The sequence below is a fragment of the Glaesserella australis genome (genome assembly GCF_003260095.1).
Taxonomy (GTDB): Bacteria; Pseudomonadota; Gammaproteobacteria; order Enterobacterales; family Pasteurellaceae; genus Glaesserella; species Glaesserella australis.
The window spans coordinates 1-25,484 of the sequence record NZ_PTPX01000020.1 but is presented as its reverse complement, the minus strand read 5'-3'; the positions used below and the strand labels follow the sequence as shown (position 1 = coordinate 25,484).

At 41.3% G+C, this 25,484-nt stretch carries 26 protein-coding genes; 19 read left to right on the top strand and 7 right to left on the bottom strand.

The features are described from left to right. Window positions 1-110: 110 nt before the first annotated feature. The 7 genes from C5N92_RS10570 to C5N92_RS10540 form a co-directional block, all read right to left on the bottom strand. Complete coding sequence (locus tag C5N92_RS10570; RefSeq protein ID WP_219819293.1) at window positions 111-1,091, bottom strand: PD-(D/E)XK nuclease family protein; 981 nt, start codon at window positions 1,089-1,091, stop codon at window positions 111-113. A 35-nt stretch (window positions 1,092-1,126) separates the two neighbouring features. Beyond that, complete coding sequence (locus tag C5N92_RS10565; RefSeq protein ID WP_133254063.1) at window positions 1,127-1,336, bottom strand: hypothetical protein; 210 nt, start codon at window positions 1,334-1,336, stop codon at window positions 1,127-1,129. A 307-nt stretch (window positions 1,337-1,643) separates the two neighbouring features. After that, complete coding sequence (gene fucA, locus C5N92_RS10560; RefSeq protein WP_111750809.1) at window positions 1,644-2,297, bottom strand: L-fuculose-phosphate aldolase; 654 nt, start codon at window positions 2,295-2,297, stop codon at window positions 1,644-1,646. A 9-nt stretch (window positions 2,298-2,306) separates the two neighbouring features. Further along, the gene (gene fucU / locus C5N92_RS10555) at window positions 2,307-2,747 is read right to left on the bottom strand and encodes an L-fucose mutarotase (protein WP_111750808.1); all 441 of its coding nucleotides are present in this window, start codon (window positions 2,745-2,747) and stop codon (window positions 2,307-2,309) included. A gap of 139 nt (window positions 2,748-2,886) precedes the next feature. Continuing rightward, a complete protein-coding gene (gene fucK, locus C5N92_RS10550) occupies window positions 2,887-4,320 on the bottom strand; it encodes an L-fuculokinase (RefSeq protein WP_111750807.1) in 1,434 nt (477 codons plus the stop codon). 141 nt (window positions 4,321-4,461) lie between these two features. Further along, the gene (gene fucI, locus C5N92_RS10545) at window positions 4,462-6,228 is read right to left on the bottom strand and encodes an L-fucose isomerase (protein ID WP_111750806.1); all 1,767 of its coding nucleotides are present in this window, start codon (window positions 6,226-6,228) and stop codon (window positions 4,462-4,464) included. 206 nt (window positions 6,229-6,434) lie between these two features. Next, window positions 6,435-7,181, bottom strand: coding sequence for a DeoR/GlpR family DNA-binding transcription regulator (locus C5N92_RS10540; protein WP_111750805.1), 747 nt, complete (start codon window positions 7,179-7,181; stop codon window positions 6,435-6,437). Window positions 7,182-7,364: 183 nt separating this feature from the next. Here C5N92_RS10540 and C5N92_RS10535 point away from each other — a divergent pair, with 183 nt between their 5' ends. The 19 genes from C5N92_RS10535 (at window position 7,365) to C5N92_RS10445 (ending at window position 25,298) form a co-directional block, all read left to right on the top strand. Continuing rightward, window positions 7,365-7,604, top strand: coding sequence for a PTS sugar transporter subunit IIB (locus C5N92_RS10535; protein ID WP_111750804.1), 240 nt, complete (start codon window positions 7,365-7,367; stop codon window positions 7,602-7,604). A gap of 388 nt (window positions 7,605-7,992) precedes the next feature. Next, window positions 7,993-9,885 (top strand): tRNA uridine-5-carboxymethylaminomethyl(34) synthesis enzyme MnmG, encoded by a 1,893-nt coding sequence (gene mnmG, locus C5N92_RS10530; protein ID WP_111750803.1) that lies wholly within the window; start codon window positions 7,993-7,995, stop codon window positions 9,883-9,885. A 1-nt stretch (window position 9,886) separates the two neighbouring features. Continuing rightward, window positions 9,887-10,498, top strand: a complete 612-nt coding sequence (rsmG, locus tag C5N92_RS10525) for a 16S rRNA (guanine(527)-N(7))-methyltransferase RsmG (protein WP_111750802.1) — start codon at window positions 9,887-9,889, stop codon at window positions 10,496-10,498. Between the two features lie 236 nt (window positions 10,499-10,734). Then, a complete protein-coding gene (locus C5N92_RS10520) occupies window positions 10,735-11,121 on the top strand; it encodes an ATP synthase subunit I (protein ID WP_111750801.1) in 387 nt (128 codons plus the stop codon). Between the two features lie 28 nt (window positions 11,122-11,149). Continuing rightward, the gene (atpB, locus tag C5N92_RS10515) at window positions 11,150-11,941 is read left to right on the top strand and encodes a F0F1 ATP synthase subunit A (RefSeq protein WP_111750800.1); all 792 of its coding nucleotides are present in this window, start codon (window positions 11,150-11,152) and stop codon (window positions 11,939-11,941) included. A gap of 138 nt (window positions 11,942-12,079) precedes the next feature. Then, window positions 12,080-12,334, top strand: coding sequence for a F0F1 ATP synthase subunit C (gene atpE, locus C5N92_RS10510; protein ID WP_005713637.1), 255 nt, complete (start codon window positions 12,080-12,082; stop codon window positions 12,332-12,334). Between the two features lie 60 nt (window positions 12,335-12,394). Continuing rightward, complete coding sequence (gene atpF, locus C5N92_RS10505; RefSeq protein ID WP_005713636.1) at window positions 12,395-12,865, top strand: F0F1 ATP synthase subunit B; 471 nt, start codon at window positions 12,395-12,397, stop codon at window positions 12,863-12,865. 13 nt (window positions 12,866-12,878) lie between these two features. Next, window positions 12,879-13,412, top strand: coding sequence for a F0F1 ATP synthase subunit delta (gene atpH, locus C5N92_RS10500; RefSeq protein WP_111750799.1), 534 nt, complete (start codon window positions 12,879-12,881; stop codon window positions 13,410-13,412). A gap of 12 nt (window positions 13,413-13,424) precedes the next feature. Beyond that, window positions 13,425-14,966 (top strand): F0F1 ATP synthase subunit alpha, encoded by a 1,542-nt coding sequence (atpA, locus tag C5N92_RS10495; protein ID WP_111750798.1) that lies wholly within the window; start codon window positions 13,425-13,427, stop codon window positions 14,964-14,966. A gap of 22 nt (window positions 14,967-14,988) precedes the next feature. Next, on the top strand, window positions 14,989-15,855 hold the full coding sequence (gene atpG / locus C5N92_RS10490) for a F0F1 ATP synthase subunit gamma (protein WP_111750797.1): 867 nt from the start codon (window positions 14,989-14,991) through the stop codon (window positions 15,853-15,855). Between the two features lie 20 nt (window positions 15,856-15,875). Continuing rightward, window positions 15,876-17,249: a F0F1 ATP synthase subunit beta gene (gene atpD, locus C5N92_RS10485; protein WP_111750796.1), complete on the top strand. Its 1,374-nt coding sequence runs from the start codon at window positions 15,876-15,878 to the stop codon at window positions 17,247-17,249. 26 nt (window positions 17,250-17,275) lie between these two features. Continuing rightward, window positions 17,276-17,692 (top strand): F0F1 ATP synthase subunit epsilon, encoded by a 417-nt coding sequence (locus C5N92_RS10480; protein WP_111750795.1) that lies wholly within the window; start codon window positions 17,276-17,278, stop codon window positions 17,690-17,692. A 96-nt stretch (window positions 17,693-17,788) separates the two neighbouring features. Continuing rightward, window positions 17,789-18,778 carry a substrate-binding domain-containing protein gene (locus C5N92_RS10475; protein WP_111750794.1) on the top strand — a complete coding sequence of 330 codons (990 nt, stop codon included), beginning with the start codon at window positions 17,789-17,791 and terminating at the stop codon, window positions 18,776-18,778. 111 nt (window positions 18,779-18,889) lie between these two features. Continuing rightward, on the top strand, window positions 18,890-19,309 hold the full coding sequence (gene rbsD / locus C5N92_RS10470; RefSeq protein ID WP_111750793.1) for a D-ribose pyranase: 420 nt from the start codon (window positions 18,890-18,892) through the stop codon (window positions 19,307-19,309). Between the two features lie 8 nt (window positions 19,310-19,317). Next, window positions 19,318-20,808 carry a ribose ABC transporter ATP-binding protein RbsA gene (rbsA, locus tag C5N92_RS10465; protein ID WP_111750792.1) on the top strand — a complete coding sequence of 497 codons (1,491 nt, stop codon included), beginning with the start codon at window positions 19,318-19,320 and terminating at the stop codon, window positions 20,806-20,808. 20 nt (window positions 20,809-20,828) lie between these two features. Further along, window positions 20,829-21,788 (top strand): ribose ABC transporter permease, encoded by a 960-nt coding sequence (gene rbsC / locus C5N92_RS10460; RefSeq protein WP_111750791.1) that lies wholly within the window; start codon window positions 20,829-20,831, stop codon window positions 21,786-21,788. Window positions 21,789-21,828: 40 nt separating this feature from the next. Next, entirely contained in the window at window positions 21,829-22,701 is an 873-nt protein-coding gene (gene rbsB / locus C5N92_RS10455) for a ribose ABC transporter substrate-binding protein RbsB (protein WP_111750790.1), read from the top strand. Between the two features lie 72 nt (window positions 22,702-22,773). Next, complete coding sequence (gene rbsK, locus C5N92_RS10450; protein ID WP_111750789.1) at window positions 22,774-23,694, top strand: ribokinase; 921 nt, start codon at window positions 22,774-22,776, stop codon at window positions 23,692-23,694. Between the two features lie 110 nt (window positions 23,695-23,804). Then, complete coding sequence (locus C5N92_RS10445; protein ID WP_111750788.1) at window positions 23,805-25,298, top strand: PTS transporter subunit EIIC; 1,494 nt, start codon at window positions 23,805-23,807, stop codon at window positions 25,296-25,298. Window positions 25,299-25,484: the final 186 nt, after the last annotated feature.

Below are 25,484 nucleotides of genomic sequence, written 5' to 3'. Positions count from 1 at the left end.
CTTTAACACTCATTTCGATAAATTGTATCGCATAAAAATAAAGCCCTTAATAATTAAATTAAGGGCTCATTGATTTTAAATATAATTTATATACTAATATAAATTTTTAGTTATGTTTCGATAGCTACTGATAAACCATGATATACATTTAGTATTTTTTCTATATTATTCCAAATAGATTCAAAAATATAACTGTCTTTCGTCACAAAATCAGCCCAACATCTTGGACTATCAAAATCTGAGTTAATATAGTTCCATAGAGGGTATTTATCTGTTGGCGATGAAGATTTTATTCCTGTTTTAAGGATATTTAATATTTCTTCATCGCTATTTTGATCTTCTCTTTTAATTCCCCAATAGGCACTATTTTTAGTACCTTCAATACAAATCACGAAGTTAACAATCTTATTAGTAAAGTATATAGGAGAAATATACCCCTTTGATGAAATTGATTTACTATCATCAATACTCCACTGATCATCCAATGCTATATCTGTTTTTTTATAAAATTCATTAAGTTTGTCGTTGAATTTATTAATAATTCTCTCTTTTGCTACTGAATAAATCATCTCTTTTGATTCAATAATATTGAATAAAGATTCAAGTTCTGACGTTTGTTGATTTGTTAAAAATTCAGCAATCACATCAATTTTTTTATCTTGTTTCTCTGTCATAATATATTCCTGTTTAAAAAAATGAATAAAATGTTCTACAAAAACTTGAACATTATTTGCTTTAGGTTTACTTTCTTCTAACCATTCAATTAAATTCGCAATACAAATTACTTTTGCTTTTTCTATTTTAGCTTCTTTATCCCATTCTATTCTAGAAATGGAATTTTCTGTTGGGGGGGTATTTCCTTTAGGAATGAGATAAAGCATTAAGTAATCATCTGGATTATATTTCTTTATATCATCAATATAATGACTAACTTGTCTGGGTTGATCACTTGCCCATCTTAATTTACTTTCAATAGAAATAATCAGTTTTGGATTAGGTGCATTGTCACCATAAATCTGAATAAAAATATCGTGATAACGGTTTTGATAAGTTGCTTTATGAATATCAACATAAACTCTATCCGTATCCAATATAGGTTGCTTTCCAACTACCTTAAGAAATTGATTTAAAAATAAGTTTTTTGAGAATGTTTTTCTCTTGGATCTAATAAATAAGCAATAATCTCAGAGATACCATCTTCATTTGTCCAAATAAATTTAAATGGCGTGAAATTAAGTGCTATTTTACTATCTTGCTCTATCGTTTTATTTTCAATATCAATATTAAATTGTTGCCACTCTTTAAGTAACACAGATAATCCATCATTAATAGTCATATAACCCATCATTAATCATTTAAATATAATTTATCTATTTTCTTATAATATATCATATAGAAAATAACCCTATTCTTTCTTTGTCTATTTTATCAACAAAACATAACCTTACAAGCAAGCTAAATGGTGATTATTCAAACAAGTTAATACAATAACTACAGTAAAAAATATAACCGTAGACTGCGTATAAACATATACTAATTGAAGAGTATATTTATAGTTAGAAAATATATTTATTATGCTTACAAAAAAAGCGGTCACATTTGTAACAAGGTTTACAAATGTGACCGCTTGTGTATATTTTTGATTAATGCTTCTCTTCCACTCTCAACCCATAAGTAGAGAACTTGCCTAGCACTACTTTGATTTCTTCATCAGAAAGAACTGGCACATTTGGCGTTGTGGCAAGCAGTTTGAGATAAAGTGCGGCTAACACTTCTACTTCGTGGGCAACCCATAATGCTTTGTCGAGATTGACTTCGGCGGCGATCATTCCGTGATGTTGCAACAAAATCGCCTTACTTTTCGCAATGCCTTGTTTGACATATTCCGCCAACTGCCAAGTACCGAATGTGGCATAAGGAACACACGGGATATGGTTTGTGCCGCCAACGGCAATCATATAGTGAATGGCTGGAATATCTTTGTTTAGGATAGATACGCCGGTGCAGTTAATGGCGTGGTTATGCACCACCGCATTTAACTCTGGGCGAGTTTGATAGACGGCAAGGTGGAACTGCCATTCGCTTGACGGCAATTTGCCTGCTTCAAAGTTACCTTCGTTATCCACATAAACGATGTCATCTTCGGTCATTTTTTCATAAGGCATACCAGACGGGGTGATCAACATTCCGTCTTGATAACGGACGCTGATGTTGCCTGCGGTGCCTTGATTTAAGCCCAAACGGGTCATTTCTAAACAGGTGTCGATAATTTTTCTAGCTAAAGTTTGACGGTTCATACACTCCTCCTAATCTGTTAAAACTGGGGTTACGCCTTTTTTCAAGATGATGTTGCCATATTTGGCAAGTTCGCCGGTGATCACTACGGCGTAAGCGGTTTTGGCTCTGTCATAAAACGCAAAGCGTTCAACACGCTCAACAAGCGGTGCTTTGCCGTTGATTTTTGCAATGGCGGCGAGATAACGCTCTTCTACCTCAGGATCAAGGCTGTCGCCCGGAACTGCTTGCATCATCGCTAAAGGACGTTCGACATATTGGTCATATTCAAATAATGGGGTGATCGCTTCAAGTAAGGTGGCAATTTGAATGCCATCAGCACGGATCACCTTGTGATGTAGTTGATGTGCAGGAAAATGGGCATCAGACAGCACGATTTCATCGCCGTGTCCCATTTCTGCCAGCACTTTCAGCAATTCAGGGGAAAGTGCAGGGTGAATGCCTTTTAACATATAATCGGTATCTCCTATATTTCTTTGTAGGGACGCCACGCTGGCGCCCGTTTCAATCATTCGCAATTTGCAAATTTTTATCGAAATACAACCGCTTGTTGCGGACGCCAAGCGTGGCGTCCCTACTTATTTTTCGGTGTTATTGATAAAATTCCACATTTCTACTCGGCTCAACCCGTTTAAATGCAGGTTTCATCGCTTGTTGGGCTTGTTCGACACTGTCAAATACACCAGCACCAGTGAGCGTAAACATTGCTGCACCTAATACGGTGGTTTCGGACATATCGACTACATCAATCGGGCGGTTTAACACATCGGCACGGATTTGGTTCCATAAGCCGTTTTTCGAGCCGCCGCCAACGCAGATAATGCTTTCGGCGTTGAAGTTACCGACTTTTTGTAATACATCTAGCCCTGCTTTTAGGCGGTGAGCCATATATTCCAAACCTGCACGGTAGATTTCTCCCCGTTGGGTGTGCATTGAAAGCCCTTCGATTGAGCCTGTTTGTTGGCTAGTGCCGTCAAAATTGCCGACCAGTTTCACGCCGTTACAACCAGCTGGAACGGTAGAACCTTCGCCGATCATTGTTGGGTAGTAATCTTTTGTGCCCGCCACATCGCTAAAGAAGCGTTTTCCGAACCATTCCATAATGCCTGAACTAACCCATTGCACACCCGGGTTGAAATAACCTGCCTGACTGTCGAACTCAATGGTTAAGCCGTCTTTGACATATTGCCATTCTGGTTTTGCCTGTTGGGTGCGAGCCATTAGAATTTCCCAAGTGCCTGAGCTTAAAACAGGTTGGTTGTAACCTGCTCCCGAGCCGAAAATGGCAAATTGGGTATCGTGTCCACAAGAAAGCACGGGAATGTTTGCCGATAAACCTAACTCTTGAGCAAGTTGTGGCAAGAGTGTACCGATTTTCTCCCCTGCACTTTTCATTGGTGGGAAGTGGTTTTCGCTCAAGCCTAACAGTTGCAACACTTCGCTATCCCACGAGTCGCTTGCAATGTTGGTCATCATTGATGTGCCAGCCATTGTTCTATCGGTACTTTGTACGCCAGTTAAGCGGTAGGTGAGAATGGAAGAAATAAACAAGAAACTGTCCGCTTGTGCGTAAAGTTCAGGTTTGTGTTGTTTCAACCAAAGTAGTTTGAACAAGGTATTAAAGCTGTAATGCCCTACGCCGTTGCGTTGGTAGAGTTTTTCCACATCGAGATAGTCGCCGAGCGATTGCATAATCGGCTGGGTGCGTGGGCATTTCCACGAGATAATCGGGTAGAGCTGTTTGCCCTGTTTGTCGAAAATCGCCCCGTCCACGCCAAAGGTGGTAACAGAAATACCGACAATATCTTGCCGTTGTGCATCTGTTAGTTGAGCAAGGGTCTGTTTGGCACAGGTCATCAATTTTGACCAGATTTCATCAATATCCCAAATGTGATAATCGTCAGCTTCTTCACCCTGTTGGGTGTTGTTGGCAATATGATGTACCGCCAGCAATTTGCCGTGATGATCCATTGCCACGGTGCGTAAGTTGGTCGCACCACAATCGAAGATAAATGCGATTGGCATAGAGCCTCCTTTTTATCTTTGTTCCCCCCTTTGAAAAAGGGGGGCTGGGGGGGGTTAAATAGAGCGATGAAACGCAACGATCTTTAAATCCCCCTCAATCCCCCTTTTTCAAAGGGGGAAGTGTTTGTTGGAAAGAATGAATTAACGATAAAGTGGCCCGAAGTTCGCACAAGCACGGTAATCTTGACCTTCTTTGTCTTGTCCGAACATACTCCACGCACTTGGGCGGAACACGTCTTTATCCGCCACGTTGTGCATATTGACTGGAATACGCAACATTGACGCAAGAGTGATTAAGTCTGCACCAACGTGTCCGTAAGTGGCGACACAGTGGTTTGCACCCCAGTTTGCCATCACAGAGTAAACGTCCGTGAATGCACCTTCGCCGGTTAAACGTGGCACGAACCACGTGGTTGGCCAAGTTTCATTGGTGCGTTTATTGAGAATATCGTGAACATTCTCTGGTAAGTCGATAGACCAACCTTCTGCAATTTGTAACACAGGGCCAACGCCTTTCACTAAGTTAATGCGGTGCATAGTGAACGGCATTCCGCCTTTGGTTAAGTATTGAGATGATAAACCGCCGCCACGGAAGTATTCGTACACCGCTGGACACCAACGGGTGTTTTCTAAGCAACGTTTGCCGTCCGCTTCGGTGACTTCCCAAGCTGGTTTAATCACTGGGTTGCCGTCTTTGTCGGTGTGCTGACCTGTGCCGTCTAACGCTGCTGAACCTGAGTTGATTAAGTGGATAAAGCCACTTTCTGGTCGCCAGCCTGTTACACGTTCAACAGAGTCTTGGCTCCAGTAGGTACGCACGTCAGCAAAGATTTGAGCTTGTCCCGTTAAGAGATTACCGAACAACATATTGACCGCATTGAGCGAGTCGTTTTCGGTGGCAAGAATGTATGGAGGACGCACGCCGTTCCAGTCGTAAGTGGAGTTGAGCAATGCTTCCATAAAGTCGCCGTTCGGGCTGTGATCGGTCCAGTGGCGTTGTCCTTGGAAACCAGCGGCAATCGCATTGTGTCCGAGTGCTTCTTCGCCAAAGTTCAGTTTCGCTAATTTTGGATTACCAACCATCAAATCACGGGTGATAATGGTCATTTTCACTAAGGTTTCACGCAATTTGGCTTTTTCTTCGGCATTCATTTGGTTTTCAGGTGCGTTCACGTCCACGCCTTCAATGCAGAACTCATTTGCCCATTTGAGTGCTAATTCATACTCTTCTTTGTCGTAAATGCCACGTTCCATACGGCGTGTGAGTTCAGACATATCCACATATTCGTTACGCATACCCAAGTAGTCTTGGAAGAACTCTTGATTGACGATAGAGCCTGCAATCCCCATTGAAACTGAGCCGATAGAGAGATAAGACTTACCACGCAAGGTCGCTACCGCTAAACCTGCACGGGCAAAACGCAATAATTTTTCACGCACGTCAGCAGGGATAGATTGATCGCTGGCTTCTTGCACTTCGGTGCCGTAAATAGAGAACGCCGGCAAGCCCATTTGGTTGTGTCCTGCAAGGGAAGCCGCCAAATAAACTGCTCCCGGACGCTCTGTACCGTTAAAGCCCCAAATCGCTTTTGGCATATGCGGATCCATATCGATAGTTTCAGAACCGTAGCACCAGCAAGGTGTCACAGTAATCACCGCACCGACATTTTCACGTTTGAATTTTTCAGCACACGCCGCCGCTTCAAACACGCCACCGATACAAGTATCGGCAATCACACACTCAACAAAATCCCCGTTGGTGTGGCGAACTTCTTGGCTAATAAGTTTCGCAACGGCTTTCGCCATATTCATTGTTTGATCTTCTAACGATTCACGCACACCAAGACGGCGACCATCAATGGTTGGGCGGATACCAATTTTTACTGGAGTTGATTTAAGCTGTGTCATAAAAATCCCCTTGACTGATTGGTTGAAATATAACTGACGAGAATATTTTGCCGTTAATTAACAGTGAAAAAAGATTATTTACGAAGTTTGTGTGGATTTTGTGAATTTGCTCACAAAAAGCGAGCAACAAGCGGTGAGATTGTATGATTTTTTTGCAAATTATTTGCCCGATTTAGTAGGGAAAAAGGAAAATCGGGCAAAAGCCATTAAAGCGTGATGCTAATTTGATGTTGCTGACAAATTTGTTGAATTGATGCAGGGGGCGTTCTATCTGTAAATAGATGATGAATGGTTGAAAGATCACAAAGTTGAATCAGATCTTTACGATCAAATTTAGTATGATCCGCCAATAAAAAAACCTTTTTACTTGCCGCCAACATTTTTCGTTTGGCAATCGCATTCATTTCATTGGATTCCCAAACCACTCCGTCTGCAATGCCTGTACAAGAGAAAATTGCCATATCGATATTTAAACGGGAGAGTAAATGCCCTGACAACGAGCCATAAAAGGCATCATATTTGGCGGAATAAACACCGCCTGTTGCGATAATTTCAATGCTGGTTTTATTGGCTAAGGCACGGATATTGTGCATTGAGCTTGTAACTACCGTACAAGGCACATCGGGCAATAATTGGGCGAAGTTCCAACTGCTTGAGCTAGCATCTAAACCAATTACCGCCCCTTCAAAAAAGTGATCTAATGCATTTTCCGCAATGGATTTTTTCACCACACTATTCATTCGGCGGCGAGCATCAAAAGAGCGTCCAATATCCCGATTTTTATGACTCACCGCCCCTCCATGGGTACGGTATAGTAAACCTGCTTTTGCCATTTTATTGAGATCACGGCGAATCGTCTCTAAGGAAACATTAAGATGGTCAGATAGCTCTTGAACCGAAGCTTCATGATAAGTTTCTATATACTGTAATATTAGTTTTTGCCGATGTTGCATGCTCGTTCTTCCTTGTAATATGCTATATAAAATTGTATGGCATTCTTCATAAAAAGAAACAGATCTCCTTTAGATTTGTGAATTAAATCACAGATTATGTAAATCTATCAAAATCATCTAGCGCTTTAACTAAGAGTGATTAGACTATCTATGTTTAATTTTATATCTATAGGAGATTAATTTATGTCAGAACATATCAATAAAATCGTTAACGCTTTAGGTTCTATTGAAAACATCATTTCTGCGGAAGCTTGTATGACACGTTTACGTGTTGCAGTAAAAGATCTTAACCAGATTAATAAATCGACTCTTATTGAGTTAGGTGCATTAGATGTATTAGAAGTCAACCAAAATATTCATATTATTTTGGGAACCAAAGCATCTCAATACCGTGATGAAATCAACCAAATTTTGGTCAAATAGATTATTTTGCAACCCACTCCGTTCTGTGGATAACTTTCTTTTTTCTTGTATTTATCTTGAGATCTATTCTTGAATAACTTCTAAAAAAAGTTAAATTGTGGATAACTTAACTACTTATCCACAATTAAGATCCCTATTCTTTTCAGGATCATGACAACTTTTGATCTTTCCTATTTTATTGATCTTATTGTGTTTTTTTAACTTATTCACTTTATACATAAGCCTTAATAAAAACAACAATAAAGATCTTTATATAAATAGATCTTTTCTTTTAAGGATCTTCGACTTTCTTCTCGATCTTTTTTGAGATCCACAAAACCTTTTTTCAGATCGCTCTTTTTTCAGGTAGAATAGATAACTTTTTTCAAACAGTATTCAAGGCAATAAAATGATTTATCGTGAAATATACGATGTGATTGTGGTCGGTGGCGGACACGCTGGCACCGAAGCGGCACTTGCCCCTGCTCGTATGGGGATTAAAACTTTACTTCTTACCCATAATGTAGATACATTAGGGCAAATGTCTTGCAACCCAGCGATTGGTGGGATCGGCAAAGGGCATTTGGTCAAAGAGATCGATGCAATGGGCGGTTTAATGGCAACGGCAACCGATAAAGCAGGGATCCAATTCCGTACCTTAAACAGTTCTAAAGGCCCAGCGGTACGCGCAACTCGAGCTCAAGCAGACCGCGTACTTTATCGTCAAGCTGTGCGTACTGCATTAGAAAATCAACCGAATTTAGATATTTTCCAACAAGAAGTGGTGGATATTTTGGTTGAAAATAACCGTGCGGTCGGTGCAGTGACCAAAATGGGTTTAACCTTTAAAGCCAAAGCGGTGATTTTAACTGCGGGAACCTTCTTAGCGGGCAAGATCCATATTGGTTTGGATAACTATGCAGGTGGACGTGCAGGTGATCCAGCGGCTACAATGCTTGCTGATCGCTTGCGTGATCTCAATTTGTGTGTGGATCGCCTTAAAACAGGTACGCCACCACGTTTAGACGCTCGTACCATCAATTTCGATGTGTTAGCCAAACAGCACGGTGATGATGTGTTACCTGTGATGTCCTTTATGGGATCGGTCGAGCAGCATCCACGTCAAATTCCGTGCTATATCACGCACACTAACGAACAAACTCACGATTTGATCCGCAATAGTTTAGATCGTAGCCCGATGTACACGGGGATTATCGAAGGGATCGGTCCACGCTACTGCCCGTCAATTGAAGATAAAGTAATGCGTTTTAGTGATCGTAACAGCCATCAGATCTACCTTGAGCCAGAAGGCTTGACCACCATTGAAGTCTATCCGAACGGTATTTCAACCAGTTTGCCGTTTGATGTGCAAATGGGGATTGTGAACTCAATGAAAGGTTTGGAAAACACCCGCATTATCAAACCGGGCTATGCTATTGAGTATGATTATTTCGATCCGCGTGATTTAAAACCAACCTTAGAAACCAAAGCCATTGACGGCTTGTTCTTTGCTGGGCAGATCAACGGTACCACAGGCTACGAAGAAGCGGCTGCTCAAGGTTTATTAGCAGGGATTAACGCTGGCTTGCAAGTGCAGGGTAAAGACGCTTGGTTCCCAACCCGTGATTTAGCTTACACCGGCGTGTTGGTGGACGATCTTTGCACTCTTGGAACGAAAGAGCCGTACCGTGTCTTCACATCTCGTGCCGAATACCGCTTGTTATTGCGTGAAGACAACGCAGACGCTCGTTTAACCCCGATTGCTCAGCAATTTGGCTTAATTGACGAAGCACGTTGGGCTCGTTTTAACGAGAAAATGGAAAACATCGAAAAAGAGAAAGCGCGCTTAAAACAGACATGGGCTCACTTACAAATGGCAAACTTGGCAGAAGTGAATGCATTGCTCAACAGCCCATTAGCTCGTGAAGCCTGTGGTGAAGATCTGATCCGCCGTCCTGAAGTAACTTACCAAGCCTTAACGCAAATTGAGCCTTTTGCTCCAGCGATTGAAGACAAAGAAGCTGCTGAGCAAGTGGAAATTTCGATTAAATATCAAGGCTATATCGAACATCAACAACAAGAGATTGAACGCCACAAACGCCACGAAAACACCCAAATTCCAGCAGAATTTGATTACGACAAAGTGGAAAGCCTGTCCAATGAAGTACGTGCGAAGTTAATGCAACACCGCCCTGTATCAATCGGACAAGCCAGCCGCATTTCAGGTATCACACCAGCGGCGATTTCAATTTTGCTCGTAAATTTGAAAAAACAGGGAATGTTGAAAAGGGGCGAGTTGTAAAATGTTAGCCAAATTAGACCGCTTGCTCACCCAAGCGGAGATTTCTTTGACCGATCAACAAAAACAACAGCTGGTTGATTTTGTGAAATTGTTAGATAAATGGAATAAGGCATATAACCTGACTTCAGTGCGTAATCCTGATGAAATGTTGGTGAAACATATTATGGACAGCCTTGTGGTTAGTCAGCATTTACAAGGGAAGCAGTTTATTGATGTGGGAACAGGTCCGGGGTTGCCGGGCATTCCCCTTGCGATTGCAAATCCTGATAAGCAGTTTGTGCTGTTGGATAGCTTGGGTAAACGTATTACTTTTATCAAAAACGCCGTGCGAGAGCTAAAACTGACTAACGTTACCCCAGTGTTAAGCCGTGTGGAAGAGTATCAAGAGCAACAATTTGACGGCGTATTAAGCCGAGCCTTTGCATCGCTGAATGATATGGTTAATTGGTGCTATCACTTGCCGAATGCAAGCGGTCATTTTTATGCGTTAAAAGGGCAATATCAACAAGAAGAGCTGGCGGAAGTGAGTAAGTCGATTAAGTTAGTTGAAGTAATTAAACTAAATGTGCCAGAGTTAGTGGGCGAGAGACATTTAGTTGTGTTAAGACCTTAGTTATTCTTTTGTAACATATGTTTTTTAGACATCTCTGCTTAGGGATGTCTTTTTATTTTTTAATAATGAAATGTTAATTTTTTTATAAAAAATGTTAACTAACACACATTTTTACTTGGTTAACAGGTTGGAAATTTTCGTCAATCTGCGTATAATTCAAAAGATTTTGATTGCGTAACTTTAGATTAGTTTACACAAAAAAATCGTTTACTTTTTAATTTGGTTTTGGCTAAACAATGTCTGCAGTTCTTAAACAAACGAAACAACTTTATAAAAAAACGCTTGTAATAGAGTGTATTTTGCTGGTTGCAGTTACCGCTGTTGTCGGTGTAGGGTTGGGGATCGAGCGTTCGATTTCGGTGTTGTTGGGGGAAGTGGCGGCGTTGCTTCCACATTGTGTGTTTGTTTATTGGGTCTTTTTTCGCCAATCGGTAAATTATCCCCATAAAATGACCGCTTTTTATCGTGGGGAAGGGCTGAAATGGCTTACGGCAATCGTGGTGATTGTGGTGGCGTTGAAAAGTTATGGTGCGATGCACTATTTTTCGTTTTTTTGTGGGTTCTTTTTTATACTGCTTTGTAATAGTCTTTTGCCTATTATATTGAAATCGCTTTCAAAATAAATTTCTTTTAATTTCAAAAGGATAAACTATGGCTGGTCAAACAACGGCTGACTATATTGGTCACCACTTATCGTTCTTGAAAACAGGGGACGGTTTTTGGAATGTGCATTTAGATACTTTGTTTTTTTCCTTAGTAGCGGGTGCAATTTTCCTGTTTTTCTTCTCTCGTGTGGCGAAGAATGCGACCGATGGCGTACCAGGTAAGTTTCAATGTTTTGTTGAAATGATTGTCGAGTGGGTTGATGGTTTGGTTAAAGAGAACTTTCACGGTAGTCGTGAAGTGGTTGCTCCTTTAGCTTTGACGGTCTTCTGCTGGGTGTTCGTGATGAATGCTATCGACTTAATTCCTGTGGATTATCCACCACAATTTGCTTCACTTTTAGGCATTGACTATTTGCGCGCTGTGCCAACAGCAGACATTAGTGCAACCTTAGGTATGGCAATTTGTGTTTTCTGTTTAATCATTTTTTATACGATTAAATCGAAAGGTTTTTCTGGTTTCGTTAAAGAGTACACGCTTCACCCATTTAATCATTGGGCGTTTATTCCTGTAAACTTTGTGCTTGAGATCGTGACGTTATTGGCGAAACCGATTTCTTTGGCATTCCGTTTATTCGGTAATATGTATGCAGGTGAGTTAATCTTTATCCTGATTGCCGTGATGTATATGGCGGATAACTTCTTGCTTCAAGCATTAGGTTTGCCGTTACATTTAGCTTGGGCGATTTTCCATATTCTTGTGATTACGCTACAGGCATTTATCTTTATGATGCTAACGATTGTTTACTTGAGTATTGCTTATAATAAAGCAGACCACTAAACAAATTGGATTAGTAAGCGGTTGCTTTCTTGTAAAATTTTACAAAAATCTGACCGCTTGTGAAGCCCGATCATATTAATTTAACTTTTTTATTAACCCTAGCCGTTAGGCTAACTTCCTTACTTTATGGAGAACATTATGGAAACTGTAATTACAGCAACTATTATTGGCGCATCAATCCTACTTGCTTTTGCTGCACTTGGTACAGCAATCGGCTTTGCGATTTTAGGTGGTAAATTCTTAGAATCTTCTGCTCGTCAGCCTGAATTAGCAAGCAGCTTACAAACTAAAATGTTTATCGTTGCAGGTCTTTTAGATGCGATTGCAATGATTGCAGTAGGTATCTCTTTACTTTTCATCTTCGCAAACCCGTTCATTGATTTATTGAAATAAGTCGGATTTGTTTTAACCGTAGTTACTTTTATGTAACTTAGCCGACTTAAGGAGGGCGTTGTGAACTTAAATGCAACACTAATAGGCCAACTGATTGCATTCGCACTGTTTGTGTGGTTCTGTATGAAGTTTGTGTGGCCACCGCTTATCAAAGCGATTGAAACGCGTCAAGCTAACATTGCAGATGCGCTTGCAAGCGCTGAAAAAGCGAAACAAGAACAAGCGGATACTAAAGTTTTAGTTGAGCAAGAGCTCGCTAAAGCTCGTGAGGAAGCGCAACATATCATTGATTTAGCAACAAAACGTCGCAATGAAATTTTAGAATCTGTACAAGCAGAAGCTGAAGCAGAAAAAGCGAAAATTATTGAACAAGGTTATGCTGAAGTGGAAAACGAACGCAGACGTGTTCAAGAAGAGCTTCGTCAGAAAGTCGCTGCATTGGCAGTTGCGGGTGCAGAGAAAATTGTGGGTCGTTCTGTTGATGCAGCGGCAAACAATGACATCATTGATAAGCTAGTTGCAGAATTATAATTGAGGGGGGCAGATGTCACAATTAACAACAGTAGCTCGCCCCTATGCTAAAGCAGCTTTTGATTTTGCTTTAGAACAAGGTCAGTTAGATAAATGGCAGGAAATGTTACAGTTTTCTGCATTGGTTGCTGAAAATGAAGATGTACAACACTTTATTCATTCATCTTCTGCAGCCACTCAAATTGCCGATACGTTTATCGCAATTTGTGGTGATCAACTCGATCAATATGGGCAAAATTTCATTCGAGTTATGGCTGAGAATAAGCGTCTTTCGGCGTTACCTTCAGTTTTAGCTAGTTTTAATCAAATCCGTGCAGAATATGAATCAGTTAAAGATGTGTTTGTTACATCTGCAACACAATTAACCAAAGCACAGGAAGAGAAAATCGCTAAGGCGATGAAACAGAAGCTAAATAGTGAAGTGCGAATTACGGCGAATGTGGATGCTTCGTTAATTGCAGGTGTGATCATCCGTTATGATGATATTGTGATTGATGGTAGTAGCCGTGGTCAGTTAAATCGTTTGAGCCAAGAGTTGTGCTTGTAAGAGGAATAGAAAATGCAACTAAATTCTACAGAAATTAGTGAATTGATTAAAAAACGTATTGCACAGTTCAATGTGGTGAGTGAAGCACAAAGCACTGGTACAATCGTTTCAGTAAGCGACGGGGTTATTCGTATCCACGGGCTTGCTGATGTAATGCAAGGTGAAATGATTGCATTACCGGGTAATCGTTATGCGATTGCTCTTAACTTAGAAAGAGATTCAGTTGGTGCCGTGGTAATGGGTCCGTACGCAGATTTAGCGGAAGGTATGGAAGTTAAATGCACGGGGCGTATTTTAGAAGTGCCAGTAGGCCGTGGTTTATTAGGTCGTGTGGTAAATACCTTAGGTCAGCCAATTGATGGTAAAGGCGAAATCGAAAACGATGGCTTCTCGCCAATCGAAGTGATTGCGCCAGGCGTTATCGACCGTCAATCTGTTGATCAACCAGTTCAAACTGGTTATAAAGCGGTTGACTCAATGGTGCCAATCGGTCGTGGTCAGCGTGAGTTGATCATCGGTGACCGTCAAACTGGTAAAACGGCATTAGCAATCGATGCGATCATCAACCAACGTGATTCAGGTATTAAATGTATCTACGTGGCGATTGGTCAAAAAGCATCAACAATCTCTAACGTTGTGCGTAAATTAGAAGAGCACGGTGCGTTAGCGAACACTATTGTGGTTGTTGCTTCTGCATCTGAGTCTGCAGCATTACAATACCTTGCACCTTACGCAGGTTGTGCGATGGGTGAATACTTCCGTGATCGTGGTGAAGATGCGCTAATCGTTTATGATGATTTATCTAAGCAAGCAGTTGCTTACCGTCAAATTTCATTGTTATTACGTCGTCCACCAGGTCGTGAAGCGTATCCAGGTGATGTGTTCTACCTACACTCTCGCTTACTTGAACGTGCAGCGCGTGTAAATGCAGACTATGTTGAACGTTTCACTAACGGTGCAGTAAAAGGTCAAACAGGCTCATTAACCGCATTACCAATCATCGAAACCCAAGCAGGTGATGTTTCTGCATTCGTTCCAACCAACGTAATTTCGATTACTGATGGTCAGATCTTCTTAGAAACGAGTTTCTTTAATGCCGGTATTCGTCCAGCGGTAAACCCAGGTATTTCGGTTTCTCGTGTAGGTGGTTCTGCGCAAACTAAACTGGTTAAAAAATTAGCGGGTGGTATCCGTACTGCACTAGCTCAGTATCGTGAACTTGCTGCATTCGCGCAATTTGCATCTGATCTTGATGATGCAACACGTAAACAACTTTCACACGGTCAAAAAGTAACTGAATTACTTAAACAGAAACAATTTGAACCAATGTCGGTCGCGCAATTAGGTTTATCTCTTGCGGCTGCAGAATTTGGTTACTTAGATGATGTTGAAGTTGAACGTGTAGGTTCGTTTGAATCAAATCTTTTAGCTTATGCAAACAGCAATTATGCAGAGTTTATGAAAGATTTAAGTAAATCAGGCGATTTCAATGACACTATCAAAGCAAAATTGATCGAAATTTTAGATAGTTTCAAAAAGAATAGTGCTTGGTAATCTACTTTAGCGGAGAAAAAATATGGCAGGTGCTAAAGAGATAAGAACCAAAATTGCAAGTGTTCGTAATACACAGAAAATTACCAAAGCGATGGAAATGGTTGCGGCATCTAAAATGCGTAAAACGCAAGAAAGAATGTCTGCATCACGTCCTTATTCAGATGCCATTCGTAAGGTAATTAGCCATATTGCCAAAGGAAGTATTGATTATAAACATCCTTTTTTAACTGAGCGTGAAGTCAAAAAAGTTGGGCTTTTAGTAGTTTCAACGGATCGTGGCTTATGTGGTGGTTTAAACATCAATTTGTTTAAAACAGTTTTAAATGAATTAAAATCACGCAAAGATAAAGGAATTGATGCTCGCTTAGGGTTAGTTGGAAATAAAGCTGTATCATTTTTCCAATCAATGGGGCTTGATGTCAAAGCGCAAGTTACAGGCTTAGGCGATACCCCAGCAATGGAAGATTTAGTTGGTATTGTCAACGGTATGGTTGAGGCATATCGAAATGGTGAGGTGGATGAAGTTCATATCGTCTATAACCGTTTTGTCAATACAATGTCTCAAAAACCGACAATGCAGAAATTACTTCCATTGCCAGAACTTGAAAATGATGACTTGGACAGCAAAGGTTCGTGGGATTATCTCTATGAGCCAAATCCAAAAGTCTTGCTAGATAGCCTACTTGTACGCTATTTAGAATCTCAAGTTTACCAAGCGATCGTAGATAATCTCGCTTCTGAACAGGCGGCTCGAATGGTAGCGATGAAAGCAGCAACAGATAACGCAGGTAATTTAATTAATGAGTTACAGTTGGTGTATAACAAAGCTCGTCAAGCAAGTATTACGAATGAATTAAATGAAATTGTCGCGGGTGCCGCAGCAATTTAACATAGAATAGAGGAACGGTAATGGCAACGGGAAAAATTGTACAAATCATCGGTGCGGTAATCGATGTTGAGTTTCCACAAGATGCAGTACCAAAAGTTTATGATGCATTAAAAGTTGAATCAGGATTAACCCTTGAAGTTCAACAACAATTAGGCGGTGGCGTAGTACGCTGTATCGCTCTTGGTACATCTGATGGTTTAAAACGTGGCTTAAAAGTTGAAAATACGAACAAAGCGATTGAAGTGCCAGTTGGTACAAAAACACTTGGTCGTATTATGAACGTATTAGGTGAGCCAATTGACGAAGCGGGTCCTATCGGTGAAGAAGAGCGTTGGACGATTCACCGTGCAGCACCAAGCTACGAAGATCAAGCAAACAGTACAGAACTTTTAGAAACAGGGATCAAAGTTATCGACTTGATTGCACCGTTTGCTAAAGGGGGTAAAGTTGGCTTGTTCGGTGGTGCGGGCGTAGGTAAAACCGTAAATATGATGGAGTTAATCCGTAACATCGCAATCGAACACTCAGGTTACTCAGTGTTTGCGGGCGTTGGTGAGCGTACCCGTGAAGGTAACGACTTCTACCACGAGATGAAAGACTCTAACGTATTAGACAAAGTATCACTGGTTTATGGTCAGATGAATGAGCCACCGGGTAACCGTTTACGTGTGGCATTAACTGGCTTAACCATGGCAGAAAAATTCCGTGACGAAGGTCGTGACGTATTATTCTTCGTAGATAACATCTACCGTTATACCCTTGCAGGTACGGAAGTGTCAGCGTTATTAGGTCGTATGCCGTCTGCGGTAGGTTATCAACCAACCCTTGCAGAAGAGATGGGTGTGTTACAAGAGCGTATCACTTCAACCAAAACAGGTTCTATCACCTCTGTACAAGCGGTTTACGTTCCTGCGGATGACTTAACTGACCCATCTCCAGCAACAACCTTTGCTCACTTAGACTCAACGGTTGTATTAAGCCGTAACATCGCATCTTTAGGTATTTACCCTGCGATCGACCCGCTTGATTCAACATCACGTCAATTAGACCCACTCGTTGTTGGTCAAGAGCATTATGATGTTGCACGTGGCGTACAAAAAACGCTTCAACGTTACAAAGAGTTGAAAGATATTATCGCAATTCTTGGTATGGATGAGTTATCAGAAGATGACAAATTAGTGGTTGCTCGTGCGCGTAAAATTGAACGCTTCCTATCTCAGCCATTCTTTGTGGCAGAGGTATTCAACAGTACACCAGGCAAATATGTTCCATTAAAAGAAACCATCCGTGGCTTTAAAGGCATTTTAGCAGGCGAATACGACCATATTCCAGAACAAGCGTTCTATATGGCTGGTTCAATTGACGAAGTGGTTGAAAGAGCCAATAAGATGTAATTGTTCTTTGAACAAAGGAGAACAAAATGGCATCATTTGAACTCACTGTCGTAAGTGCAGAGCGTAAAATTTTTGAAGGTCAAGTCACGAGTGTTCGCGTTTCAGGGGTAGATGGGGAGTTAGGTGTCTATGCAGGACACACTCCACTATTAACAGCGATTAAACCAGGAATGGTTAAATTCACTTTGGAAGATAACAAAGAAGAATATATCTATGTTTCTGGCGGATTCCTTGAAGTACAACCAACGGTTGTTACTGTCCTTGCGGATGTAGCAATTCGTGGTGAAGAACTCGATGAACAACGTATTCTTGCCGCAAAACGCAAAGCAGAAGAAACAATGAGTAAGACAAATGAAGCAGATTTAACTGCTAAATTGTCCAGAGAAATTGCAAAACTGCGTGTTTACGAACTTACGAAAACAAAATTAGCGAATAGACGTTAATTCATAGTTAAAAACGCCTTAATATGTTCGGTATTAAGGCGTTTTGTTTTTTACAAGCAGTTAGATTTAGTCTCTTTTTTGTAAAAGGTATTTGTTATGGCAACAATGAAGGATATTGCCCGTATTGCTGGAGTCTCACTTTCCACCGTTTCTCACGTGGTAAATAATTCACGCTTTGTGAGTGAAGAGATTACACAGAAAGTCAAAAAGGTGATCGAAGAACTCAATTACCGTCCATCGTTAGTTGCACGTAGCCTTAAAATAAAGGAAACCAACACCATAGGAATGATTGTTACCACGAGTAATAATCCCTTTTTTGCAGAAGTAGTACATCACGTAGAGCGTTATTGTGAACGACACAACTATCATCTTATTTTGGTCAATACTGATGGTAACAGTCAAAATTTACAGAAACATTTAGAACGGCTATTACTTAAACAAGTCGATGGTTTATTGCTGATGTGTGCTGAACCGCAAGATTTTGATTTAAGTGTAATATCAGACTTAACTTTGCCTATGGTTGTAATCGACTGGTGGCAGCAACTATTAAATGCCGATATTATTCATGAAAATTCAGAATTAGGTGGTTATCTTGCTACAAATGCATTAATTGAAGCTGGTTATACCGATATTGCAGTTATCACTGGCGAACTCACCAAACCTTTAGCCGCAAATCGATTAGCTGGCTACAAGCGATCGCTTTTAGAGAAAAATTTGCCAATCCACCCTGAATGGATTATTGAGAGCCATTTCCATTATGATGGAGGTGTAGAAGCAATGAATCAGCTACTGGCGTTAAATCATCTCCCAAAAGCCGTATTTGCAATGAGCGACAGCATCGCTATCGGTGCATATCAAGCCATTTACCGTGCAGGTTTACGCATTCCGCAAGATATCGCCCTGATTGGCTACGATAATATCGAGTTGGCTCAATATCTCTATCCTCCCCTTTCTACCATTCATCAGCCCAAAGCACGCTTGGCGAAAGCGGCGGTAGAAAAATTAATTCAGCGGATTCATCAGCCTGAAACGGCGATTGAAACGATCAAATTAACGCCTGAATTAGTCGTACGAGACTCTTTCTAACAATTTTTTGAAGCACTTCACATTTTTAATATAACTTAATTGCCTTTTGGTTATTTTTTATCTATTGTTTTGCTATCGAAACGTTTCGATGATTTTAAAAGGCGGTGTGCGATGAAAAAGACAACAATTTTAAATGCTCAACTTTCTCATTTGATTGCAACAATGGGGCATACAGACGGGTTAACCATTTGCGATGCTGGCTTGCCGATTCCGACCGAGCAGCATTGCGTTGATCTTGCTCTCACGAAAGGCGTGCCTGATTTTCTAACGACCTTACAAGCGGTGTTAAGTGAGCTGTTTGTTGAAAAAATCGTATTAGCCGAAGAGATCAAAACTATTAATCCACAGGTTGAACAGCAGTTGCTCGCCATTATTCAGCAAACGGCTGAACAGCAACAAAATAGCATTGAGATTGTTTATCTCCCCCACAGCGAATTTAAGCAACAGAGCAACCAAGCAAAAGGCGTGGTGCGAACAGGCGAATGTAGCCCTTATGCAAATGTGATTCTCTATTCTGGCGTTCCGTTTTAGGTGAAATAATGAAAACCTTACTTGATATTCGCGGTATAGATAAAGCTTTCCCCGGTGTGCAAGCCTTGAAAAATGCTTGTTTGAAAGTTTATGCGGGTAGAGCGATGGCGTTAATGGGGGAAAATGGGGCAGGCAAATCGACCTTAATGAAAATTCTAACAGGCATTTATCAGCGAGATGCAGGCACGATTGAATATCTCGGCAAAGCGGTAAAATTTGCCAACCCCAAGGCTTCGCAAGAGGCTGGCTTGAGCATTATTCACCAAGAGCTAAATATCTTGGGGAATTTGTCGATTGCGGAAAATATCTTTTTGGGGCGTGAATTTACTAATGCGTGGGGTGGCATTGACTGGCGTAAAATGTATGCGGAATCCGACCGCTTGTTAGCTCGTCTTGGTGTTCGCCATTCGAGTAAACTGCCTGCCAGTGAGCTTTCGATTGGTGAACGGCAAATGGTTGAAATTGCGAAAGCCTTGAGTTTTGAATCGCAGGTCATCGTGATGGATGAGCCAACCGACGCACTTACCGATACAGAAACCGAAGCTCTGTTTGCCGTGATCCGTGAGCTCAAAGCCGAAGGGCGTGGCATTGTCTATATTTCCCACCGTATTAAAGAAATTTTCCAAATTTGTGATGATGTAACCGTGTTGCGTGATGGGCAATTTATCGGTGAAAAAGCGGTGGCAGATTTAACCGAAGATGAACTGATTGAAATGATGGTTGGTCGGAAATTGGAAGAGCAATATCCGCATATCGACACGGCTCAAGGCGATGTTTGCCTTGAAGTGAATCATTTATCAGGCAGTGGCGTACAGCAAGTCTCTTTTAACTTGAAAAAAGGTGAAATTCTTGGGGTGTCGGGCCTAATGGGGGCAGGGCGAACGGAATTGATGAAAGTGCTTTATGGTGCTTTGCCAAGAACGTCTGGCGAAGTTAAGTTAAACGGCAAGCCGATTCATAACCATACAGCACAGCAAGGCTTGGACAACGGCATTGTCTATATTTCCGAAGATCGTAAAGGCGATGGTTTAGTGCTGGGAATGTCGGTAAAAGAGAATATGTCGCTCACCGCTTTAGAACATCTCTCCCACTATGGACGAATCGACAAAATTCGAGAGCAAATGGTGGTCAACGATTTTATCGAGCTGTTCAATATCAAAACGCCGAATGCCGATAAAGTGATTGGTGAATTGTCGGGCGGTAATCAACAAAAAGTCGCGATAGCCAAAGGCTTAATGACTCGCCCAACAGTATTGATTTTAGATGAACCAACTCGTGGCGTTGATGTGGGGGCAAAAAAAGAGATTTATCAACTTATCAATAAATTTAAAGCCGAAGGGTTGAGCATTATTTTGGTGTCGTCCGATATGCCTGAAGTGTTGGGAATGTCTGATCGCATTTTAGTGATGCGAGAGGGGCAAATTAGCGGTGAGTTTTCTCGTCAAGAAGCCACACAAGAGAAGTTATTAGCGGCTGCCATTGGCAAAACAAGCGGTTAGATTTAAGAGGAAATTTGCAAATGAATAAATCATTTAACTTAACCAAATTTTTAATCGATCAACGTTCAATTATTGCGTTGATAGTGTTGATTGTGGTGGTCTCATTTTTAAATCCCGATTTTTTTACCGCCGATAACCTGCTCAATATTCTGCGTCAAACGTCGGTGAATGCGATTATTGCCATTGGAATGACCTTTGTGATTTTAATTGCTGGCATTGATTTGTCGGTCGGCTCGGTATTGGCTCTCACGGGGGCAGTGGCGGCAACATTGATTGGAATGGATCTGCCTGTGTATCTAGTGGTTCCGCTGGTGTTGATCTTCGGCGGACTGATCGGTTTGATGAATGGTTCGTTGGTGGCTTTCGGCAAAGTTCAGGCTTTTATGGCAACGTTGATTATGATGTTGTTATTACGTGGCGTAACGATGATTTATATGGGCGGTCGCCCGATTAGTACGGGATTTTCTGAAAGTGCTGATGCCTTTGCGGAAATCGGTACGGGAATTTGGCTCGGTATTCCTGTGCCAGTGTGGTTGATGTTCAGCTTATTTGCATTAGGCTGGTTTATTCTCACCCAAACTCGAATCGGTCGTTACATTTATGCTTTAGGCGGCAATGAATCAGCAACGGCGTTGTCAGGCATTAATGTAAACAAAGTGAAGCTGTTCGTGTTTGCGGTCAGTGGCGTTTTAGCCGCACTCGCAGGGTTGATTGTGACTTCTCGTTTAGGTTCAGCTCAACCAACCGCAGGAACAGGCTACGAGCTAGACGCTATCGCCGCCGTTGTCGTGGGTGGAACCAGCTTAATGGGCGGCAAAGGGCGAATTATCGGCACGTTAATTGGTGCTTTGATTATCGGTTTCTTGAGTAATGCCTTGAATTTATTAGACATTGACTCTTACTATCAGCTAGTGGCAAAAGCACTGGTGATTTTAGCAGCGGTTATCTTAGATAACTTTATTGGTCGTAAAAAAGTGTAGTAGTTCTTTCTCAACATTCTTCATCACATAGGAGACTCTTATGAAAAAATTAACGTCGTTAGCAATTGCGTTAGGTTTGGCATTTAGCACATCAGCAATGGCAAAAGAGACGATTGCACTGGCAATCTCAACATTAGATAACCCGTTTTTCGTGACCTTAAAAGAGGGAGCGGAGCAAAAAGCAAAAGAATTGGGTTATAACTTGGTGGTATTGGATTCACAAAACGATCCTGCCAAAGAGCTTTCTAATGTGGAAGATGTGACGGTGCGTGGTGCAAAAGTACTGCTGATCAACCCAACGGATTCAGAAGCGGTTGGTACAGCTGTTGCAGTTGCAAATAAGAAAAACATTCCTGTCATCACTTTAGACCGTGGTGCAAATAAAGGCACTGTTGTCAGCCATATTGCATCAGACAACGTCGCTGGCGGTAAAATGGCTGGGGATTTTATTGCGGAAAAAGTGGGTAAAAATGCCAAAGTGATTCAATTAGAAGGCATTGCAGGAACGTCCGCTGCCCGTGAGCGCGGCGAAGGTTTCAAACAAGCGGTGGAAGCAAATCAATTTGAATTACTTGCTAGCCAACCTGCTGATTTTGACCGTACCAAAGGCTTAAACGTTATGGAAAATCTACTTGCCAGCCACGGTTCAGCTAAAGCAGTATTTGCTCAAAACGATGAAATGGCATTAGGGGCATTGCGTGCAATTAAAGCCTCAGGCAAAAATATCTTGGTAGTCGGCTTTGATGGTACCGATGATGCTGTGAAAGCGGTCAATGGCGGACAACTTGCCGCAACCATTGCACAACAACCAGAAAAAATCGGTGAATTAGGTGTGGAAATTGCAGATAAAGTGCTTAAAGGCGAAAAAGTTGATGCACAAATTCCTGTGCCGTTAAAAGTGATTACAAAATAATGTTAAACAAGCGGTCGTTTTTTGCAAAAAATTTGCAAAAACTAACCGCTTGTTTTTTTATAGGTGGTAAAGATGAAAAAACTTTGTGTACTTGGCAGTATCAATGTCGATCACGTGATTCGAGTTCCTTATTTTCCAAAAGCAGGCGAAACATTAAGTGGCTATGGCTATCAAATCGCCTATGGCGGTAAAGGGGCGAATCAAGCGGTAGCAGCGGCACGTGCGGGAGCGAATGTTTCTTTTATTGGGGTAATAGGGGCGGATCAAATCGGTCAAACAATGAAACAAGCCTTTGAGCAAGACGGGATTGATACATCAGCGATCAGCACAATTCCTAATCAATCAACAGGTTTGGCGATGATTCAGGTGGCAGATTCAGGGGAAAACAGCATTGTGATTTCCGCAGGAGCTAATGCGGATTTGTCGGAAGCGTTGGTTGAACAGCATAAAGCCTATATCGAACAAGCAGATATTTTGCTAATGCAGTTGGAAAGCCCGTTACAAGCGGTCACTTTAGCCACAAAATTAGCAAAAGCAGCAGGGGTAAAAGTTGTGCTAAATCCCGCACCGGCTCAAACCTTGCCCGAAACCTTGCTATCACAAATAGACATTATCACCCCAAATGAAACCGAAGCGGAAATTCTCACGGGTATTAAAGTCACTGACGAGCAAAGTGCCGCATTGGCAGCAAACCATTTTCATCAGCTTGGAATCAGTACGGTGTTAATTACCTTAGGTTCAAAAGGCGTCTATTACAGCGAGCAAGGGCAGGGGGAAATTATTCAAGGCTTTAGAGTCGAAGCAGTAGATACTACTGCAGCAGGTGATACCTTTAATGGTGCTTTTGTTACAGCCTTATTGGAAGGAAAATCCGCTTTTGATGCTATTCGCTTTGCTCACGCGGCTGCAGCGATTTCGGTAACGAGAATGGGAGCGCAGACGGCGATTCCTAAAAGGTCTGAAATTGAAGAATTTTTGTCATGTGGATTGTAAATATTGAATTTATACTCCGCTCTTTACAAAGTTTTGCGAGTAAAGTCACATTTTTAAACAGTAAATAGTTTTATCCTTATCTTATTCTTAAAAGGAAAAGGAGAAAAACTATGTTTAAACAACTTCAACAGGTTGGTAAAGCATTTATGCTTCCGATCGCAATATTACCTGCGGCAGGTTTGTTATTGGGGATAGGCGGTGCGTTGTCAAACAAAGCAACGGTGCAAGCTTATCCAATGTTGGATAATCCAACGTTGCAAGGTATCTTTCAAATTATGGCGGCAGCCGGAAGTGTGGTATTTGCCAATCTTGCGTTGTTGCTCTGTATCGGTTTGGGGATTGGTTTAGCCAAGCGAGATAAAGGCGTGGCGGCACTAGCTGCTGTAGTTGGTTATTTGATTATGACCGGGACGATTGCGGCATTAATCCCTATTTTCTCGCCAGAAACCAAAGGTATTGATACTGGGGTGATTGGTTCATTAGTGATGGGGTTGATCACGGTTAAACTGCACAATAAATATCATAATATTCAATTGCCACAGATTTTAGGGTTCTTTGGCGGTTCACGTTTTGTGCCAATTGTAACGGCATTTGCGGCAATCTTTGTTGGTGCCGTATTCTTTTTAATTTGGCCGACCTTCCAAAATTGGTTGGTTTCAGCCGGTGAAGGTATATCTTCAATGGGTGAAATCGGCACATTCTTCTACGGTTTCTTAATGCGTTTGAGTGGCGCTGTGGGTTTACACCATATGATTTATCCGCTTTTCTGGTATACAGAATTGGGGGGAACGGAAGTTGTGAATGGTGAAACCATTATTGGTGCGCAAAAAATCTTTTTTGCACAATTAGCCGATCCGAATCATCAAGGATTATTTACTGAGGGAACTCGTTTCTTTGCTGGTCGTTTTGATACGATGATGTTTGGCTTACCAGCAGCCTGTTTGGCAATGTATCATGCAGCACCGAAAGATCGCCGTAAAGCAATAGGTGGTTTGTTCCTTGGCGCTGCATTGACTTCGTTTATTACGGGTATCACTGAACCGATTGAATTTATGTTCTTATTCGTTGCACCGTGGCTCTATGTATTCCATGCCTTCTTAGACGGTGTGTCATTCTATATTGCTGATTTCCTTAATGTGTCTATTGGTAATACTTTCTCTGGTGGTTTCATTGATTTCTTATTATTCGGTATCCTACAAGGCAATGAAAATACGCATTGGATCCGTGTAGTATTCGTTGGCATACCGTGGGCGATGCTCTACTATTTCTCTTTCTTGTTCTTAATCCGCAAGTTTAATGTAATGACACCAGGACGGGGGGACGATCAAGAAGAAGTGGTAGAACAACAAACAACATCATTAACCGAAAATGCACATAAAATTATTGAAGCGTTAGGTTCTGCAAGCAATATTGAAATCGTTGATGCATGTATCACCCGATTGCGTGTGGCGGTTAAAGCGGTGAAAGAAGTCAATAAATCACAATTAAAAGCATTAGGTGCCATTGATGTGTTAGAAGTTGGTGGCGGTGTTCAAGCCGTTTTTGGTGCTAAAGCAGTACTGTATAAAAGTGAGATAAATCAGATTTTAGGAAAAGAAGACTAAAACTGATACAAGATAATCAAAAGTGGTTTCTGAAATAGACAATTTGATTTAAAAATTAGCAAGCGGAAAGATTTTTCAAATTTTTTACAAAAAACACTTGCACGTATTTCTAAAATCTCTATAATGCGCACCACACAACGACGCACTGTTGTGAAGCAGTTAAGATTACAGTGCGTCGTTCTTTTT